This window comes from Vibrio sp. 2433-A1 (assembly GCF_056726085.1).
Map to the genome: position 1 here is coordinate 1 of NZ_JBRESC010000032.1, position 18,217 is coordinate 18,217.

The following is an 18,217-nucleotide window of genomic DNA, read 5'->3' on the forward strand; positions in this document are numbered from 1 at the left end:
CTGCCCAATGAGGCAACCCGACTAAGCACCAACAAACGCCCTATTTTTCCAACCAAAGCGCAAAACAATGTTGAATTGCCGAGGCAACTGCCAAGCCGAAATGCTAATTGGCTAAGAACCTAGAAGCGACTTTGAGCCAGTTACACCAGAAACCAACCACCACGACCTGACAATGAAGCAACCCGCGAACGCTGGAATGTTTTACGGGTTGAGAGATTCAAGAACTTAGACCGACAATGCGGATTTGCTGAGACTACTAGGAACGAATTACCAGAGGGACAAAGAACTTCAGCCTAAAAACTTTAAACCTTTGAATTTCAAGTAAACATAACGCCGCGTTAAGGGGTGAACAACGCGCCCCCTACCTAAACCATGGTGCCATAAACACTTCAGTTAAATTAAACCGAAAATGCTAAGCGTTGAGAATCCCTCTTGAACGCTTTGTTAACTGTAATTTTAAAAACGCTTTAGCTTCTCTGATATTTCCTTGCTGTTTTAGAAAATACACGCCAAGCATCAATAGGATTATGGCAAACAAGCAAAGAATAAATACTTGCAGCGCCAAGATTGACTGTTGCTCTATACCTTCTGGTGAATTTAGCAACAGTTTTATCGCGTAACCAAACATGAGTACTGATGTGGAACTACTCATAACATAATAAAAGAACTCTCTGATGGAAACCCAATAACCTAAACGGAAACCGAGCAAGTTGACAGTCGCGTATTTCTTTTTCATATGAAACGGACGCTTTCTGTCAGTTAATACCACATAAGGTGCAACATGACGATATAGTTCAAAACTTCGTTTAGGTGATGTGCTTTTAAACAAAGCATCTATAGTTGGGTAGGTAAACGAACGCTTATAAAAACCTGAAATTAAGTTCTCTACTACGAACTTTTCACATGGATTAACCTTTCCATTGTTGTAAGCGGAAAGAAGCAGTTCGAGGTTCTTTTGCCGAATAGTATGTTGACTTGTCAAATGACTGACAAATACCCTTAGCAATGGAGCTAATGCAATGATTAGAAATACCCATTTGAACAATGGGCTAAGTTCCGCTATTTGTCCGAATAAATTTGTCACCGAACCTCCTATTACAGTTAACGCCCAATTAACGTGTGAGCAGCGCAAGCACTGAACTTAACCACTGCACCGTAAACACTTAACTCAACCCGAAGTGAGAGCGCCAAGCGTTGCGAATCACTGTTGAATTGTTTGTTATGTTTTACCACAAACATATGATTTACTTGAGAAAGAACTGCTATTTCTGACTAGTTTTCTGAAGCAAACCACAAGGCAAGAACCAACTTGACCACCAAAAGCGACCAACCCAAAACGTTTAATTCCACTTCCCTGCCCAATGAGGCAACCCGACTAAGTTTCAACGAGTGCCCTTTCTTTCCAACCAAAACGTAAGACAATGTTCAATTGCCGAGGCAACTGCCAAGCTGAAATGCTAATTGGCTATGAACCTAAAAGCGACTTTGAGCCAGTCAAATATGAAACCGACCGCCACGACCTGAAAATGAAGCAACCCACAAACATTGGCATGTTTTACGGGCTGAGAGATTCAAGAATTTAGGCGACAATGCGGATTTGCTGAGTCTACTAGGGACAAATTGCCAGAGGGACAAAGAACTAGAGCCTAAGACCTTTAAGCCTTTGAAATACAAGTAAACATAACGCCCTGTTAAGGTGTGAGCAACGCAATACCGATGCCGCCGCATAACACCTTAAACACTAAAACCAACGCATGGTAAAAATGCCACGCGTTGCGAATCACTCTTAAACAGTTTGTTATGCGCGTGTTGATTTCTTACTGCGATCCCAAACAATTTTAAAGTCTCGAAACGCAGCTCTTGCATTGAATATTTTAATTTTTTTGTCTTTGTTTTCGCAAAGGTCTCTGACGGCTGACTGAGTTACAGATGACTCACACCCAATAATGACTTCCCTAAGTTTCATATGCTGTGAAAAAGGTTCGAAAAAAAGTCCACGATCATCAGGTGTACGTGAAGATAGGTCAACGATAATTCGATGTTCTTTTTCGTAGCTCCAGTGCGAGAACTTAGTGGTTAAGAGTTTCTCTTTTTTGTCATTGGCATAAAAATTTGATGTATTGAGACGCTTTTTTACGTACTTGATTTTTTTTAAGTTTTCATCTGAGACATCGAAACCCAAGCAAATACCTTTATGGTTTTCTGCATAATGTCCCCATTGCACGGGATTTTGCCAATCTTCACTGAAACAAATAAAGCCAGTGCTCTTTGATATTTGAGACTTTTCTCTTTTCAAAGCACTCCGTACACTTTTATCAGATAACTCGATACCTAAAAGCTCAAAAGGGTCATTCACATTATTGAAATCAGACACTTTCAAACGTGAGCATTCGATATTCTGTAGTCCATATTCAGCACTAGTAAAATAGTAAACTCTCACTTCATATTCTCTGTATTATATATTCTCGATAGAGCGCATAACGCCCAATTAAGGGGTGAACAACGCTACCACCCACACCTAAAGCATTGTGCCATAAACACTAAATTTGAAGTAGAAGCAAAAATGCCAAGCGTTGTGAATCCCTCTTAAATTGCTTGTTATGTTTTACCACAAACACATGATTTACTTGAGAAAGAACTGCTATTTCTGACTAGTTTTCTGAACCAAACCACAAGGCTAGAACCAACTTGACCACCAAAGGCGATGAACCTAAAGCATGTAAGTCCACTTCCCTGCCCAATGAGGCAACCCGACTAAACAACAACTAGCGACGTTTCTTTCCAACCAAAGCGCAAAACAATGCTGATTTGCCGAGGCAACTGCCAAGGTAGGATGCCAATTGGCTAAGAACCTCAAAGCGACTTTGAGCCAGTTAAACAAGAAGCCAACCGCCACGACCCGATAATGAAGCAACCCGCTAACATTGGCATGTTTTACGGGCTGAGTGATTCAAGAACTTAGACCGACAATGCGGATTTGCTGAGTCTACTAAGGACGAATTGCCAAAGAGACAAAGAACTAGAGCCTAAGACCTTTAAGCCCTTGAAATACAAGTAAACATAACGCCCAATTAAGGGGGGAACAACGCCTCCACCCAACCTAACGCATAGTGCTATAAACACTAAATTTGAAGTAGAAGCAAAAGTGCCAAGCGTTGTGAATCCATCTTAAATTGCTTGTTATGTTTTACCACAAGTTACTGACTTAATTGAGAAAGAACTGCTGTTTCAGACCAATTTTCTGAACCAAACCACAAGGCCAAAACAACTTGGCCACCAAAGGCGAGCAACCAGAAACGAGTAATCCCACTTCCCTGCCCAATGAGGCAACCCGCCCACGTAACAACAAGTACCGTTTCTCTCCAACCGAAGCGCAAAACAATGCTGAATTGCCGAGGCAACTGCCAAACCGAAATGCTAAGTGGCAAAGAATCTAAAAGCGACTTTAGGCCAGTTAAACAATAAACCGACCGCCACGACCTGACAATGAAGCAACCCACGAACATTGGCATGTTTTAAGGGCTGAGTGGTTCAAGAACTTAGACCGACAATGCGGATTTGCTGAGTCTACTAGGGACGAATTGCCAAAGGGACAAAGAACTAGAGCCTAAGACATTTAAGCCTTTGAAATACAAGTAAACATAACGCCCTGTTAAGGGGTGAGCAACGCAATACCGAAGCCGCCGCAAACCACCTTAAACACCAAAACCAACGCATAGTGAAAATGCCACGCGTTGCGAATCCCTCTTGAACAGTTTGTTATGTGAATTTTAGCCGTGTGCGTCGATACTATCTTTTGGGGCTTCTGAACGTATGTCCATGCCATAGTCTCTGATGACACCTGCAACTCTGAGTCTGTAGCTTTCAAAAACACCACTACGACCTTTTAATTGAGCAAATCGATGAGATTCTAGATTGCGCCATTCTTGAATTGCTTCTTCGTCACGCCAAAATGACAAAGATAGAACCTTGCTGTCATTTGTTAGACTTTGGAAACGTTCAATTGAGATAAAACCATCAATATCTGATAGCAGCGGTTTTAGTTCGCTTGCAATATCTAGATATTCAGAAGTTTTACCCTCTGCTACCTGTACTTCAAAAATTACTGCGATCATAACTCACAAGACTACGACTAATATAATCGAGCATTTTACCGAATTTGAGCTGCTGTAAATATGAGTTATAGCAAGAAGTTAGAGATTAGATTCTGTGATTTTTCGCCATTCACATAACGCCAAATTAAGTAGTGAGCAACGCGTCCACCGACCTGAAGCATTGTGCCGTAAACACTAAAGCTAATTCAAACCAAAAGTGCCAAGCGTTGCGAATCTGCTTAAATTTATTGTTATAAGGCGGACTTTTAGCTAAGTGCCTTTTCCAACCAAACCGAGCTGATGTACTGACCATTTTTCTTTGCATATTCATTGAATACGCCAATTTCTCTAAAACCAAAACGCTTGTGCAAGGCAACTGAAGCGTCATTAGGTAGTGCGATACCTGACAACACCCTGTGGACACCGTAATCAGAAATTGATGAGAACAATTGGGAATATAGTTTTGAACCAATCCCTTTACCTTTCGCAGTTGAAGCGACGTACACTGTAACTTCGGCTGTATCCTCAAATGCTGAAATGTCCCTATAAGGCAGGGAGCATGCAAAACCTAACAACTCCCCACTTTCGGTAGCAACGAAAAGTTGATGCTTACTATTGCATGAGAACTGAGAGAACCAATTTAGACGATCTTCTTGCGTAAATGCACACTCTTCAAAACGAGCATTAGTATGCTCAATGTAAAAATTGAAGATGTCTGTAATAGCTGCAATATCGCTTAGTTTTCCCACTCTAATTTCCACGAAAGTTCCTTTTATTTTCGAGCCTTATAACGCCCAATTAACGTGTGAGCAGCGCAAGCACTGAACTTGACCACTGCGCCGTAAACACTTAACTCAACCCGAAGTGAGAGCGCCAAGCGTTGCGAATCACTGTTGAATTGTTTGTTATGTTTTACCACAAACATATGATTTACTTGAGAAAGAACTGCTATTTCTCACTGATTTTCTGAACTAAACCACAAGGCAAGAACCAACTTGGCCACCAAAGGCGATTAACCTAAAACCAGTAATTCCATTTCCCTGCCCAATGAGGCAACCCGACCAAGAAACAACAAGCGCCCTATCTTTCCAACCAAAGCGCAAAACAAGGCTGAATTGCCGAGGCAACTGCCAAGCTGAACTGCTGCTTGATAATGAACCTGAAAGCGACTTTGAGCCAGTTAAACAAGAAACCGACCGCCACGACCTGACAATGAAGCAACCCGCGAACATTGGCATGTTTTACGGCCTGAGTGATTCAAGAACTTAGACCGACAATGCGGATTTGCTGAGTCTACTAGGGACGGATTGCCAGAGGGACAAAGAACTAGAGCCTAAGAACTTTAAGCCTTTGAATTTCAAGTAAACATAACGCCCAATTAAGGTGTGAACCACGCTACCACAACACTCAATATGGACGCCGTAAACACTGAACTTGACTCAAAGCAAAAATGCCAAGCGTGGTGAATCACTCTTAAATTGTTTGTTATAAAACAGTTTCCATCTGAACCAATGGCCACTTTTCACCACCAAACACTTTGAATTTTGGCTCTTTATCCACGGCAGCAAAGCCAAGAGATAGATAACAGTTATAGGCTGCAACGTTTTTGGTAAACACAGCTAAGCTAACTAATTGATACTGCTTTCGCCCCTGAATTTCTGTAAGTGACAGACGGATTAGAGTTTTACCTAGCCCTTTACCTCGATACTTGGGAGATATTGCCACACGACACAAACGCATTTCTGTGTCACTCACATGCTGTAGTTCAATGAAACCAACCACATCATCACCGTCAGTTAGAGTGAAAAACTCAATTTCCTTTTGCTGACTTCGCTTGAGAATCTCAGCATTTTCTATTGGCCAACTAAACACTCGACCGCCCCAAAGCAGCGAATCGCTATACACCGAAAACCAACTACTAACTTCTGTAGCATCATCAGATACAAATGGTCTCAAATACACTGAATATCCTTATATTTCAGCTCGATAGCCGATAATGTTTTATAACGCCCAATTAAGTTGTGAGCAACGCTGCCACATTGCCTGATCACTTCACCGTAATCACCAAACTAATTGAAACCGAAAGCGCCGAGCGTTGCGAATCAGCTTGAATTGTTTGTTAGGCAAATTTTCCTGCGCGCTCACTAACTTGGTTGAAAACAGAATACCTTAAACACTATAAGCAACCAATCACCCACTGACTTTTTGTGATTCAAGAACCACTGAAGTCACTATTTTACAGCCGAGATTTCAACAACCACGAAATGCACCCTTTCAGCGACAAAGTAGATCTTGAACCTGAGAAACTGAAAGCTGCGAAATGACAGCGAAAACGAAAGCCCCGATTAACTTGTCCTTTCCACACTTTAAACCAGTGATATTCACCACCAACTAACATTGAAACCCAATGAGGCAACCCACAAACTTTGGCATGTTTTACGGGCTGAGAAATTCAAGGAATTGAGCCGACAATGCTGAATTGCCGACTAAGAAAAACAGAGAGCTAGAGGGATTAAGAAGAATAAGACAAAGAACTTTCCTGCCCTTTGCCTAACGCCCAATTAAGGGGTGAACAACGCCTCCACCCAACCCTAAAGCATTGTGCCATAAACACTAAAACTGAAGTAGAAGCAAAAATGCCAAGCGTTGTGAATCCCTCTTAAATTGCTTGTTATGTTTACTCTACGACGGCCCCTTCAACTTTCCTTACCTTGGAGCAAGTCCCGTCATCTCTATAATTGGCACACTCCCAAAAAACATCTCTCCAGATGATTTTTTCAGGATTCCAGGCTCTATTTTTGTTAAATACGCAAGTGCATGGAACTTCATCTTTATTAGCGGATTTGAGAGCGGTTTCTAAACTAGCTTTTGCTTCCTCATACGCTTTTTTGGCTCGATCATATTCTTGCTTTTTGATCTCTACATTCTTGCGCAGTTCACTGACATCTGAGCTTTGCTCTACAGCAAAAGCAGTCGATGAGAGAAAAACCAACAACATTATCATTAACTTACGTAAAATCATGTTTAGTCTCCGTAAACATAACGCCCAATTAAGGGGTGAACAACGCCTCCCCCAAACCTAAAGCATTGTGCCATAAACACTAAAACTGAAGTAGAAGCAAAAGTGCCAAGCGTTGTGAATCCCTCTTAAATTGCTTGTTATACAGATGGTTCAAGGTACTCGTGATTTACAAATAAAAACAGTAAATCCATCGCTGATTTCGAGCAATTCTTAACTCTTCGATCCGGTAATGGCTTTTTATAATACTCGTGAGCAAAAAGGTTACGCAAAGCGACTAAGTCTTCTAGCTTGGTAAAGTATTTAATAAATTCTCTTTTTGAGTGGTTTTTTGACCAAAATTCACTTTCGTAATAACCAACTAAAATACTAGCGATATAGGCTTTATCAGAAAGTTCGCGTTCAAACTTACCCATTAACCTATAAACCTCTTTGTCATCGTCAGAGAAACAGTCTCCAACCATGTCGTCAATCATGCCCTCACTGACCTCAGCGATTGCATTACCTATTTGAGCTAACAATTGAGGAGCTAACATGATGACTTTGAAATAGTCGCCACTATTATGTGCATTTTCTAAAGCGGATATTTCAGCGTAAAAAGGGTTCGACTCAACAACACTTTGGTTCAAATAATTATCCTCTTAATCTGTATAACGCCGCGTTAAGTGGTGAACAACGCCAACCACCAAACCTAAACCATTGCACCTTCAACACTTAACCTGACTGGAACTGAAATCGCCAAGCGTTGTGAATCCGCCTTAAACGCCTTGTTAGCATTTTATTTGTTGTTATTTCCACCACCATCTCTGGGGTCTTTCCTAGGTGGAACATAACCTTTCTTTTCTATACTCATATCAGCTCCTTAAGTGTTCAGCCAAACATAGGCTACCATTGATAATATCGCAGATATAAAACTCAATGCACTAATGCGATTTATCCAATATGTGGCGACACCCCAATAATTTTTCTTTGTGGCATATTCGTCATCTTCGTCAATGTAGTATTTAAAAATATGCTCACGTTCAACTGCAATTGCGCTATTTGATAACACAAATGCAATGATGGTTGAAACTATTGCTAAGCTAAAACACAACCATGATAGCTTTAATAAATTGACATATTGCGCATCGTTAATCGGTTGAATGAATTTAGAAAATGAAAGTGACAATGCCAGTCCAGCAGAAGATAACGAAAGAATCGCTTTATCCAGTTGCTCTGTATTTTTAAGCGATGCTTCATTTAGGTGATCTCGAGCATCTTCAAAGATACGCCTATTTTCAGCCTTTGGATTAGGCTGGTTATTATTTTTTCTTTTAGCCAATTTCGACTCCAGTGTACTTAACTCTTGAAAATGCTAACGCCCTGTTAAGGTGTGAGCAATGCAATACCGAAGCTTCCGCATACCACCTTAATCACCTAAACCAACGCATAGTGAAAATGCCACGCGTTGCGAATCACTCTTGAACAGTTTGTTAACTGGATTTGCAAAGGCGGAGCGCTTGCTCTCCCGATTTTGCGATAATTACACGCTTATTTCTTGTAAGCGTCTTGAGTTTTTCCATTATTAGGGGTTTCGACTTTTTGGGATAGTCCCATAAAAATTTGATGAACTCGATATCAAACCTTTCATCGCAACCTTCAGCTAAATCAGGACGCTTACTACTTAATAATGTTCTCTTTAGTGCTCGATAGATACAGGTATATCGGTTTACATCTAAGAATATTACTGTGTCACAAGCTTCAAATCTTATATCAAGGGTGCTCTGATAATTACCATCGATAATCCAACACTCGCTTTTACAAAGACCTTTTTGAATTTTGATCCAGTCATCTTTTGGAGTTTTAACCCAATTTGGTTTCCAATATAGCTGATCGAGATAATGAACAGGCAAATTCAACTCTTTACCTAATAGTGCCGAAAATGTGGATTTACCCGAACCGCCAGAACCAATGACCGCAATTCTTCTCATCGGACTTACCTCGTAATCAATCCAGTTAACGCCCTGTTAAGGTGTGAGCAACGCAATGCAGAAGGCGCTGCAAACCACCTTAATCACTAAAATCAACGCATAGTAAAAATGCCACGCGTTGCGAATCACTCTTAAACAGTTTGTTATATTTTATTTTCTACATAGCTTGGGACATCAATTTTTTGCCCACCTTGAGAAAAGTGATAATCAAATGCATAAGCTAATTTCTCTAGAGGAGCATCGTTGTAGCCAACACTTTGAACCTCGGCTATGTAGCGTTGCAAAAAGCCGGTAGCGCCAAGAGTTTTCCATTGAGCGACATGCACCAACTCGTGAAAATGAAGTCGTAGGTCCTGAGCGACAGTCGGTAGAATATAATAAGTGTTCTTGTATGTAATACCTTGAATTTCCATATCAAGAAAGTCACCTAAACCCGCTTGGCGTAATTCTGGGAAATCTGGCTTTGGGATACTATCAACGACCACAAAATATGAGCCAGCTAGAAATTCTTCGGAGTAGAAACCAGCGAACTGACGTGCAAACAACGCACAACTTTTTCGTTGGTTAGAAAACCTTTCGTTCGTTAAATCAATCCATTCTTCGATTCTGTTTAGCATGATGAACTCCAGTAAAATATAACGCCCAATTAAGGGGTGAACAACGCCTCCACCCAAACCTAAAGCATTGTGTCATAAACACTAAAACTGAAGTAGAAGCAAAAGTGCCAAGCGTTGTGAATCCCTCTTAAATTGTTTGTTATGAGCGTTTTAAAGGGGGTGACTATGTCACGTATCGGGCAAGTTTTTACCTGTGAACTTTTAGGGGTATTATCACCACATTACAACGTTAAAACCTCGGCTTACGATGATAAAACAACGAGAATACCGCTGTCCAATTTGGAAAGACCCTAAAACCTGTACCTGTGCTTCATGCGACAACAACAGAAAAGTGCAAGCCAGCAGGGCTGCTATAGAAGCGGCAACAAGAAAGAACTTTGCTTCAGGTTCTAAGTTTGCCTCTGTTCACACTGTACCTGAGCCTGTTGTACCCAAAGAAACGACTAGAGAGAAAATCGAACGACAACGCCAAGAACGATACGAAGAAGCAGAAAAAGGCTGGGCAAAACTACAAGCTGAAAAACAGAGCCAATTCTTACTTGGATGGACACAAAACTCGCAAACCAGACCAATTGAACAGGTCTGGGAAGAACTGTTTACTGCCGAAACAACCAACACACAAAAGCGCTATATCAAACAATGTAACGGACACCTGAACAACCCTGTGAAACAGGGTGAAATCATTATTGTTCCAACAAGTGAACCCACTACCCCAAAAGACAAGCAAGCTTTAGCAGAGCTAAAGGAAGAAGCTACTGCGGCCAGTAAAGAACTCGGCAAGCTCAGCGATGAGCACGTGTCTATGGTCAGTCGACACTTAGAGCTTCTTGACCACTACGCGAATGAGACACTGTCTACATTAGCAAATGAAGGATTACCAAGTGATTATTACGCATACGCTTCATTAGGCGTTGGTATGGCTACCGCTGGTGTTGAGCAACATTTAAAAAATATTAATGGTGTTCTCCTAGAGATTAACGATTTATATGCAGGTCAAGTCGCTATGGCTAGCCGAACGGGAGGTGTGAATTATGGTGAATTCATATCTCAGCGCGCAGAGTTATTCAAAAAGCTCGACGGTTCATTTGCAGGGCTGTCCAAACGCACTGTACAGTTACCTATGTATACGCAAGTAAAGCGCAACCTGAAACTATCAACTAAGTCCGTTATACACAACGCAGATGAAATATTAAAGTCGGGCTTTGTGAAAAACTTAGGTAAACGAATTGCTAATGTATCCATCGGAATCTCAGCAGCAAAAGGGGTTGGTTACATTGGTTTAGGACTAGGAGTCGCTAGCGGCATAAAAAACATTTATGAGGCATGTAATGTAGATAGCTCCGGCAACTGTGGACAAACAACTAGCAGAGAAATAGCGGGATTTATCGGGGGAGCATACTTAGGCTCACAAGCTGCCACATGGGCGGCGGGTGGTATGCTACTAATTCTAGGTACAGCTTCGGCCCCAGTAATTGCCATTGCATCTGTTAGTGCATTTGTCGTAGGAGGAGTGGCGGGAGGCGTCTTAGGTACTACGGCTGGTAAAGAAGCCGGTGATATTGCATATTCGATATACGAGTGGATTGTGGAGTAAATTATGTCGTCAGCAGTTTGGTGGGAATTGATGATAATGATCCCCGCCGCATTTTTTGGTGGTTATGCCCTCATCTGGTCAATTCCAGGGGTCTTTTTTGGAGCTGTATTATCTTTAGGAGAACCCGCACGAATAGTATGGCTCGATAAGCAGTTAGCAAAAGACGTAAACAAACTACATTCGGATTACCAAAATATGTTGTCTTACAGCATTATGTCTAGGTTTATGAACTACTGTATAGCTTACCCACTCATTCGACACCGAGCCACTACGAATTCTACCAAATTCAAACTATTCATGTGGGCCAATTCATTGGGGTTTTGGAGTTGGCTTGCAGTCATACTACTAGGAGGGCTTGCAAAAGCACTCGGCATAATTGCTTAACTTGCTTTTCTGATGCTAGCTGGACTAATTCAGCTAGCACAAAATAACAGCTTTCCACCTTTAGCTCATAACGCCAAATTAAGTAGTGAGCAACGCTACCACCTACCTAAACCATTGTGCCGTAAACACTAAAGCTTATTCAAACCGAAAGTGCCAAGCGTTGCGAATCTGCTTAAATTTATTGTTATGGCGCAATTCTCAAAGATGGCCACCTAACTAACCACCCTTTCGAATTTACACGATTTTCAAAAGTTGCTAATGACCTTTTGGGATTATGCGTGACGTAGTAACCAAATAAAGATTCAAACCCAAATGCTGATACAACTTCATATTGATTCACGCCTGTTTGACGAACGCCAACGGCTGTTTCTTTCTCAGGCCAGTAGCTCATAGCATCCAATGAACTTTGATAAGGTTCATCACTATTACGTTCATGCATTTGCGCTTGATTTCGAACTTGCCAGTTCAGTTCTGGCATACAGCCTTTCAAGACTGCTTCATAATCCAAGTAAGCATCAGGGTTGGATTCACTAGGATCGAAATATATAACGTCAACGTCATTCAAAGGAGTCGTAGGTTCAAACTCATGCAACGAGTCCCAAACTAAGTTTCGAACGAAGCCCGCTGCTATATAGCACTGAGGTAGATTCAGCTGAGACACATGATTTAGTGCTTCAGTCCTTATTGGGTCACGTTTTATTAATTCTACGATTTTGTCCATTTTCGCCCTGCGCCATAACGCCAAATTAAGTAGTGAGCAACGCTACCACCTAACCTCAACCATTGTGCCGTAAACACTGAAGCTGATTCAAACCAAAAGTGCCAAGCGTTGCGAATCTGCTTGAATTTATTGTTATGTTTTACCACAAACACATGGTTTACTTGAAAAAGAACTGCTATTTCTCACTAGTTTTCTGAAGCAAACCACACGGTATGGGCCTACTTGACCGCCAAAGGCGACCAACTTGAAACGTGTAATTCCACTTCCCCGCCCAATGAGGCAAGCCGACCAAGAAACAACAAGCACCCTTTCTTTCCAACCAAAGCGCAAAACAATGCTGAATTGCCGAGGCAACTGCCAAGCCGAAATGCTGATTGGCTAAGAACCTAAAAGCAACTTAAAGCCAGTTAAACTAGAAGCCAACCGCCACGACCTGACAATGAAGCAACCCGCGAACATTGGCATGTTTTACGGGCGGAGAGATTCAAGAACTTAGACCGACAATGCGGATTTGCTGAGTCTACTAGGGACGAATTGCCAAAGGGACAAAGAACTAGAGCCTAAGACCTTTAAGCCTTTGAAATTCAAGTAAACATAACGCCCAATTAAGTAGTGAGCAACGCTACCACCTAACTCAAGTATTTTGCCGTAAACACTAAAGCCGATTCAAACCCAAAGTGCCAAGCGTTGCGAATCTGCTTGAATTGCTTGTTAGGTTTTTACTCCCCACTTACGCATTATTTCTAGAACTTGAGGCGGTACTCCCTGAAGTTTTTCAAATTCAGGTTCGGTAATAGCTCTATAGTTATCCAGATGATCTATACCGTCACCTTTCCATTGGAAAAATTTATATAAAACAATCAACGAGGGAACAGCAATAGGAGCATTCTGACCTTTTGAATGGGCAATATAATGAGACACACCCTCAGAAAAGTAGTTCTCAGGAAATTTGTTTTTTTCAGATGAGATCAACAAATAGAATTTCCACTGCCAAAATGCTTCAATTTCCTTGTGAATTTTTTTATGACTAGGCTCTGTTAAATTTAGGCTAAGGTCTTGTGCCGACAATAATAAACGTGCAGAAGTTAGCCAAAGCATTCTGTCATTCTGAGGGAGTTCATTACTTTTGCTACCACTCAGAGTGTCATAAGACCTTTCATACATGTTCCCCACTTCTTTCAATATGTCATCTGACCGCAGCCGAACCACATTCGCTGCCCAAATATAAAGAGCAGAAATAGCCCCCAAAAAAGCAAGAAGAGGTGATACTTTAACAAGATTTGCGCTAGATAAACCATTGCATAATAACTCCAAAGTAATTACACAAAGAGAGCTTATCAGCAAGAAGATCAAAAGAACAAACAACATCCTTTTTACAAAAATCATACCTTAATTCCTCCTCAAAAACCTAACGCTGCGTTAAGGGGTGAACAACGCAAACCACCCAACCTAAACCATTGTGCCGTAAACACTAAAACCGATTCAAACTAAAAATGCCAAGCGTTGTGAATCCGCCTTAAACGCCTTGTTAGTTTACCTTTGACACGAATCGCACGATTTAATTATATTGACCATTTCATGCGAGTAACTATAATCTCAATGTTACTGCAGATTTGGAGATTGATCATGCACACATTAACAGCAAATGACGCCAAACGTAATTTTGGTGAGTTACTTCTTAGCGCCCAACGCGAGCCAGTGAAGATTAGCAAAAACAGCAAAGATGCCGTGGTTGTAATGTCTATTAGAGACTATGAAGAACTAGAAGCAATGAAAGCAGACTACCTTAAACATTGTTTCGAGTCAGCTAAGCAAGACTTAGCACAAGGCAATGTCGTTGATGGTGAAGATTTTTTAAACTCCTTATAACCAGTTATGCAGAAGAATAAGTACAAATTAAGTAAACTAGCTCAGGCTCATTTGCGAAAGATCAGAAGCTATACCGTCAACAATTTTTCTGAAATGCAGTGGCGCAACTATAAAGATACATTACTAACCGGATTTCAGATGCTTGCGGACAACCCTGCCGTTGGTCGGAGCTGTGATGAAATTTACCCAAACGGGTTTTACTTTCCTGTAGGCAAACACACAGCTTACTTTACAAAAGAAGACGGTTTCATTTTAGTCGTAGCTGTACTCGGTCAATCACAACTACCTCAAAACCATTTGTAATTGTGGCGTCACCCTAGATCTGGATCTAGGGTGATGTTCTAGATTGGTAAACTAACGCCCAATTAAGGGGTGAACAACGCCTACACCCAAACCTAAAGTATTGTGCCATAAACACTGAATTTGAAGTAGAAGCAAAAATGCCAAGCGTTGTGAATCCCTCTTAAATTGATTGTTATGTTTTACCACAAGTTACTGACTTAATTGAGAAAGAACTGCTGTTTCAGACCAATTTTCTGAACCAAACCACAAGGTTTAAACCAACTTGACCGCCAAAGGCGACCAACCTGAAACAAGTAATTCCTCTCCCTGCCCAATGAGGCAACCCGACCGAGTAACAACAAGCGCCCTTTCTTTCCAACCAAAGCGCAAGACAATGGCAAATTGCCGAGGCAACTGCCAAGCCGAAATGCTGATTGGTTAAGAATCCAAAAGCGACTTTGAGCCAGTTAAACAAGAAGCCGACCGCCACGACCTGACAATGAAGCAACCCACGAATATTGGCATGTTTTACGGGCTGAGAGATTCAAGAACTTAGGCCGACAATGCGGATTTGCTGAGTCTACTAGGGACGAATTGCTAAAGGGGCAAAGAACTAGAGCCTAAGAACTTTAAGCCTTTGAATTTCAAGTAAACATAACGCCCAATTAAGGGGTGAACAACGCCTTCCCCCAAACCTAAAGCATTGTGCCATAAACACTAAAACTGAAGTAGAAGCAAAAATGCCGAGCGTTGTGAATCCTTCTTAAATTGCTTGTTATGTTTTACCACAACCACATGATTTACTTGAGAAAGAACTGCTATTTCTGACTAGTTTTCTGAAGCAAACCACAAGGCAAGAACCAACTTGGCCGCCAAAAGCGACTAACCCAAAACCAGTAATTCCAATTCCCTGCCCAATGAGGCAACCCGACAAAGCTCCAACAAGCGACCTTTCTTTCCAACCAAAGCGCAAAACAATGTTGAATTGCCGAGGCAACTGCCAAGCTGAAATGCTGCTTGGTTATGAACCTGAAAGCGACTTAAAGCCAGTTACACAAACAGCCAACCGCCACGACCTGACAATGAAGCAACCCGCGAACATTGGCATGTTTTACGGGCTGAGAGGTTCAATAACTTAGGCCGACAATGCGGATTTGCTGAGTCTACTAGGGACGAATTGCCAGAGGGACAAAGAACTAGAGCCTAAGACCTTTAAGCCTTTGAAATACAAGTAAACATAACGCCGCATTAAGGTGTGAGCGACGCTTGGCTATACTTGAGCGAAGCGAAACTGCCAAGCGTTGCGAATCACTCTTAAATGCTTTGTTATAAATCATTTTCCTCAATGCTCCTTGAGACTGAAATCAAAAACTGCTCCATCTCTACCCCATTTACATCGTGACTGTAGTGAACCAGTTTTTTCTTTTTAAGGTTGATGAATTTTTCACTTTCCTCGATGACATTTATGTAATGCGTTAAAACTGAGCACTTAGTTGTTGCACGGCTAAGTTGCTTCTTAATTTTTTCCTTTAAGGTTTCAATCTCTTCCCTATGTCCAAAATCATCATTTTCATACTCATACACGGCTTCTGCTAAATGGTAATAACTCCAGTCTAACTCTTTGAGGTAGATCTTAACTTTATTTTGTAATTCAAGTGTCCCCATTTGTCCCCCATTGTTCTTTTACTATGACATTACTCAATCGGAGCAACAAAACAAAGGAAAATACTATGTCAAACAACAACCCGAACTACCCAAGTAAGAACCCTGGAATGCCTTCTGGTAAAGGCCGAGGTAATGTGCCTAAAAAATAGTAACGGCAGAATGCCAGTTTGATTACTGGCATTCTTTTACATTTGATAAGAATGCCCTTTTGAACACATTTTTATCATTTGAGTATTCATCATAGCTCACATCGTTCATTGTACGTTCTAATGCACAAGAACAGAGAGATCGCTTCTTCGACAACTGAGTGGCTGTTATGCGGCTAGAAGAGCCTGTAATGCAAGTGTCAACTATTGCATACTCAACACTAACGGGGTATCTATCCTCTGCACCTATATAATAACCGCCAGCGCCTACACCAATAAGAACTCCCCAACCAAGTAAATCACCAAGAAACGAACTAGATATAAACTTAGTTCCTTTGAATGACTTTTCACATTCAGTGCACTTGATATGTTCACTATATTCAAGCTCATTACTGTGAGAGCATGAAGGGCAAACTATTTTCATATTATGCTAAGTCCTCCTTGATTTATAACGCCGCATTAAGTGGTGAGCAACGCAGACCACTACACTTAAAGTATTGTGCCGTAAACACTGAAACTGAAGCAAACCTAAAATGCCAAGCGTTGGGAATCCGTCTTAAATGCTTTGTTATGAGCCTAGTTCAAGTAGATGCCGGACTGCCTTAGTTGCTGCTTCAAGTCTAGAAGTTTGAATTGAGTTAGCAGTAGTTGAGTAACTGCTATCGTGCCCGAAAAAATAGATAATGCGGATATTAGCCAACTCCAACTAACACCATCAAAGATATACGGTGCAGCAAAAGCAAAACCATAGCTAAACGCTGCATTTACGGATTGCAAAAACTCATTGGTAGAAACCTTGTAACTCATGCTTTCGGTATCGTAGGAAATTTTTACCTGCGAGCCAGCTTTACGGAACTTGCAGTAAACTACATCACTCTCCCCATCATACTGAATATTATTGAGTTCTAGGGTTTCTCTAACTTTATCTAACATCATATCCTTCCTTGATATGGTGGCTCATAACGCCCTGTTAAGGTGTGAGCAACGCAATGCCGAAGCTCCAGCATACCACCTTAAACACTAAAACCGACGCATAGTAAAAATGCCACGCGTTGCGAATCACTCTTAAACAGTTTGTTAGCTGTTTTTTTCGACGACTTTTTCTGTATGCTTCATAACCCTAGCAGCAACACTGAATAGGTCATGCGCCGTAATTTCATATTTTTCGGCTATTTCAAAAATGTTTGAAGCATCCCCTTCTCGACCAGAACCAGGGTCTGGGTAGCGACCTGCCCAATATACAAAATGAGTTAAAGCCCTTAATACAGCTTTGTCCTTCTTTGATAGTGCGGGCACAAAATTTGCCAGCTCATGTAACCTATGGTGTCGAGTAGTTTTTTCTATTTTAAGATAGCCATCCACACCATGTTCAATAACCATCATAGCCTTCAGTGCAACTTCCAAGCTGTAGCCAACAAGCATTAAACCAACAGCACAAAATTGACTATCACACACCCCTTTAAAATTGAGCGGCATTGTTTCAAACTTAGGTTCAGATTTAAATATTGCTAGAGCTGCTTGTGTTAAGGCTTCAGCTTGAGCCAACCACAAAACAGGACTTTTTAGATCTTCCATTTTCGGTTCAGCATAAGGGTCAAAATCACAACCAGTAGCCATCGCTTGCAACATATTCCACTTTAAATAACCTTGAGCACTGTAGCTAAACGGATCACTTTCAAATTGCCGCCTATTTGGTTGTAAAAAATCCATATTTCCCTCTTAACTTCTGAGAACAGCTAACGCCGCGTTAAGTGGTGAGCAACGCCTACCACCCTATCTAAACCATTGTGCCGTAAACACTAAATTCAAAGCAAACCGAAAATGCCAAGCGTTGGGAATCCGTCTTAAACGCTTTG

The 18,217-nt window shown here is 41.3% G+C and carries 18 protein-coding genes; 3 read left to right on the forward strand and 15 right to left on the reverse strand.

Features of this window, described 5'->3' with window-relative positions; genetic code table 11:
- Nucleotides 1-412 precede the first annotated feature (412 nt).
- The 10 genes from ACU01J_RS20155 to ACU01J_RS20200 all read right to left on the reverse strand — a co-directional run bounded on the left by ACU01J_RS20155 (nucleotide 413) and on the right by ACU01J_RS20200 (nucleotide 9,700).
- On the reverse strand, nucleotides 413-1,084 hold the full coding sequence (locus ACU01J_RS20155) for a hypothetical protein (RefSeq protein WP_457874941.1): 672 nt from the start codon (nucleotides 1,082-1,084) through the stop codon (nucleotides 413-415).
- Nucleotides 1,085-1,798: 714 nt separating this feature from the next.
- Nucleotides 1,799-2,440, reverse strand: a complete 642-nt coding sequence (locus ACU01J_RS20160; protein WP_481087290.1) for a DUF2971 domain-containing protein — start codon at nucleotides 2,438-2,440, stop codon at nucleotides 1,799-1,801.
- Nucleotides 2,441-3,770: 1,330 nt separating this feature from the next.
- Nucleotides 3,771-4,115, reverse strand: coding sequence for an antibiotic biosynthesis monooxygenase family protein (locus ACU01J_RS20165; RefSeq protein ID WP_009705215.1), 345 nt, complete (start codon nucleotides 4,113-4,115; stop codon nucleotides 3,771-3,773).
- Between the two features lie 245 nt (nucleotides 4,116-4,360).
- The gene (locus ACU01J_RS20170) at nucleotides 4,361-4,855 is read right to left on the reverse strand and encodes an N-acetyltransferase family protein (protein WP_481087291.1); all 495 of its coding nucleotides are present in this window, start codon (nucleotides 4,853-4,855) and stop codon (nucleotides 4,361-4,363) included.
- Between the two features lie 724 nt (nucleotides 4,856-5,579).
- Entirely contained in the window at nucleotides 5,580-6,056 is a 477-nt protein-coding gene (locus ACU01J_RS20175) for a GNAT family N-acetyltransferase (RefSeq protein WP_140263518.1), read from the reverse strand.
- Between the two features lie 715 nt (nucleotides 6,057-6,771).
- On the reverse strand, nucleotides 6,772-7,116 hold the full coding sequence (locus ACU01J_RS20180) for a hypothetical protein (RefSeq protein ID WP_481087292.1): 345 nt from the start codon (nucleotides 7,114-7,116) through the stop codon (nucleotides 6,772-6,774).
- Between the two features lie 137 nt (nucleotides 7,117-7,253).
- On the reverse strand, nucleotides 7,254-7,742 hold the full coding sequence (locus ACU01J_RS20185; protein ID WP_481087293.1) for a hypothetical protein: 489 nt from the start codon (nucleotides 7,740-7,742) through the stop codon (nucleotides 7,254-7,256).
- 233 nt (nucleotides 7,743-7,975) lie between these two features.
- Entirely contained in the window at nucleotides 7,976-8,434 is a 459-nt protein-coding gene (locus ACU01J_RS20190) for a hypothetical protein (protein ID WP_481087294.1), read from the reverse strand.
- 151 nt (nucleotides 8,435-8,585) lie between these two features.
- The gene (locus tag ACU01J_RS20195; RefSeq protein ID WP_481087295.1) at nucleotides 8,586-9,083 is read right to left on the reverse strand and encodes a DNA topology modulation protein; all 498 of its coding nucleotides are present in this window, start codon (nucleotides 9,081-9,083) and stop codon (nucleotides 8,586-8,588) included.
- Nucleotides 9,084-9,226: 143 nt separating this feature from the next.
- Entirely contained in the window at nucleotides 9,227-9,700 is a 474-nt protein-coding gene (locus ACU01J_RS20200) for a hypothetical protein (RefSeq protein WP_049538649.1), read from the reverse strand.
- A gap of 247 nt (nucleotides 9,701-9,947) precedes the next feature.
- On the opposite strand from ACU01J_RS20200, the gene ACU01J_RS20205 reads away from it, so the two are divergent.
- Nucleotides 9,948-11,294, forward strand: coding sequence for a hypothetical protein (locus ACU01J_RS20205; protein WP_481087296.1), 1,347 nt, complete (start codon nucleotides 9,948-9,950; stop codon nucleotides 11,292-11,294).
- A gap of 568 nt (nucleotides 11,295-11,862) precedes the next feature.
- Here ACU01J_RS20205 and ACU01J_RS20210 read toward each other — a convergent pair.
- Entirely contained in the window at nucleotides 11,863-12,399 is a 537-nt protein-coding gene (locus ACU01J_RS20210; RefSeq protein ID WP_481087297.1) for a nucleotidyltransferase family protein, read from the reverse strand.
- Nucleotides 12,400-13,110: 711 nt separating this feature from the next.
- Nucleotides 13,111-13,785 (reverse strand): hypothetical protein, encoded by a 675-nt coding sequence (locus ACU01J_RS20215; protein ID WP_481087298.1) that lies wholly within the window; start codon nucleotides 13,783-13,785, stop codon nucleotides 13,111-13,113.
- Nucleotides 13,786-14,025: 240 nt separating this feature from the next.
- On the opposite strand from ACU01J_RS20215, the gene ACU01J_RS20220 reads away from it, so the two are divergent.
- Together ACU01J_RS20220 and ACU01J_RS20225 are read left to right on the forward strand one after the other, a co-directional pair.
- Nucleotides 14,026-14,268: a type II toxin-antitoxin system Phd/YefM family antitoxin gene (locus ACU01J_RS20220; protein WP_080608911.1), complete on the forward strand. Its 243-nt coding sequence runs from the start codon at nucleotides 14,026-14,028 to the stop codon at nucleotides 14,266-14,268.
- 6 nt (nucleotides 14,269-14,274) lie between these two features.
- Entirely contained in the window at nucleotides 14,275-14,571 is a 297-nt protein-coding gene (locus ACU01J_RS20225; RefSeq protein ID WP_077281733.1) for a type II toxin-antitoxin system RelE/ParE family toxin, read from the forward strand.
- A 1,305-nt stretch (nucleotides 14,572-15,876) separates the two neighbouring features.
- Here the strand turns inward: ACU01J_RS20225 and ACU01J_RS20230 are convergent.
- From ACU01J_RS20230 to ACU01J_RS20240, 3 genes are all read right to left on the reverse strand, one after another.
- Nucleotides 15,877-16,215: a hypothetical protein gene (locus ACU01J_RS20230; protein ID WP_481087299.1), complete on the reverse strand. Its 339-nt coding sequence runs from the start codon at nucleotides 16,213-16,215 to the stop codon at nucleotides 15,877-15,879.
- Nucleotides 16,216-16,937: 722 nt separating this feature from the next.
- Nucleotides 16,938-17,297, reverse strand: a complete 360-nt coding sequence (locus tag ACU01J_RS20235; RefSeq protein ID WP_170963331.1) for a hypothetical protein — start codon at nucleotides 17,295-17,297, stop codon at nucleotides 16,938-16,940.
- A 141-nt stretch (nucleotides 17,298-17,438) separates the two neighbouring features.
- Complete coding sequence (locus tag ACU01J_RS20240; protein ID WP_069535729.1) at nucleotides 17,439-18,071, reverse strand: HEPN domain-containing protein; 633 nt, start codon at nucleotides 18,069-18,071, stop codon at nucleotides 17,439-17,441.
- Nucleotides 18,072-18,217 lie beyond the last annotated feature (146 nt).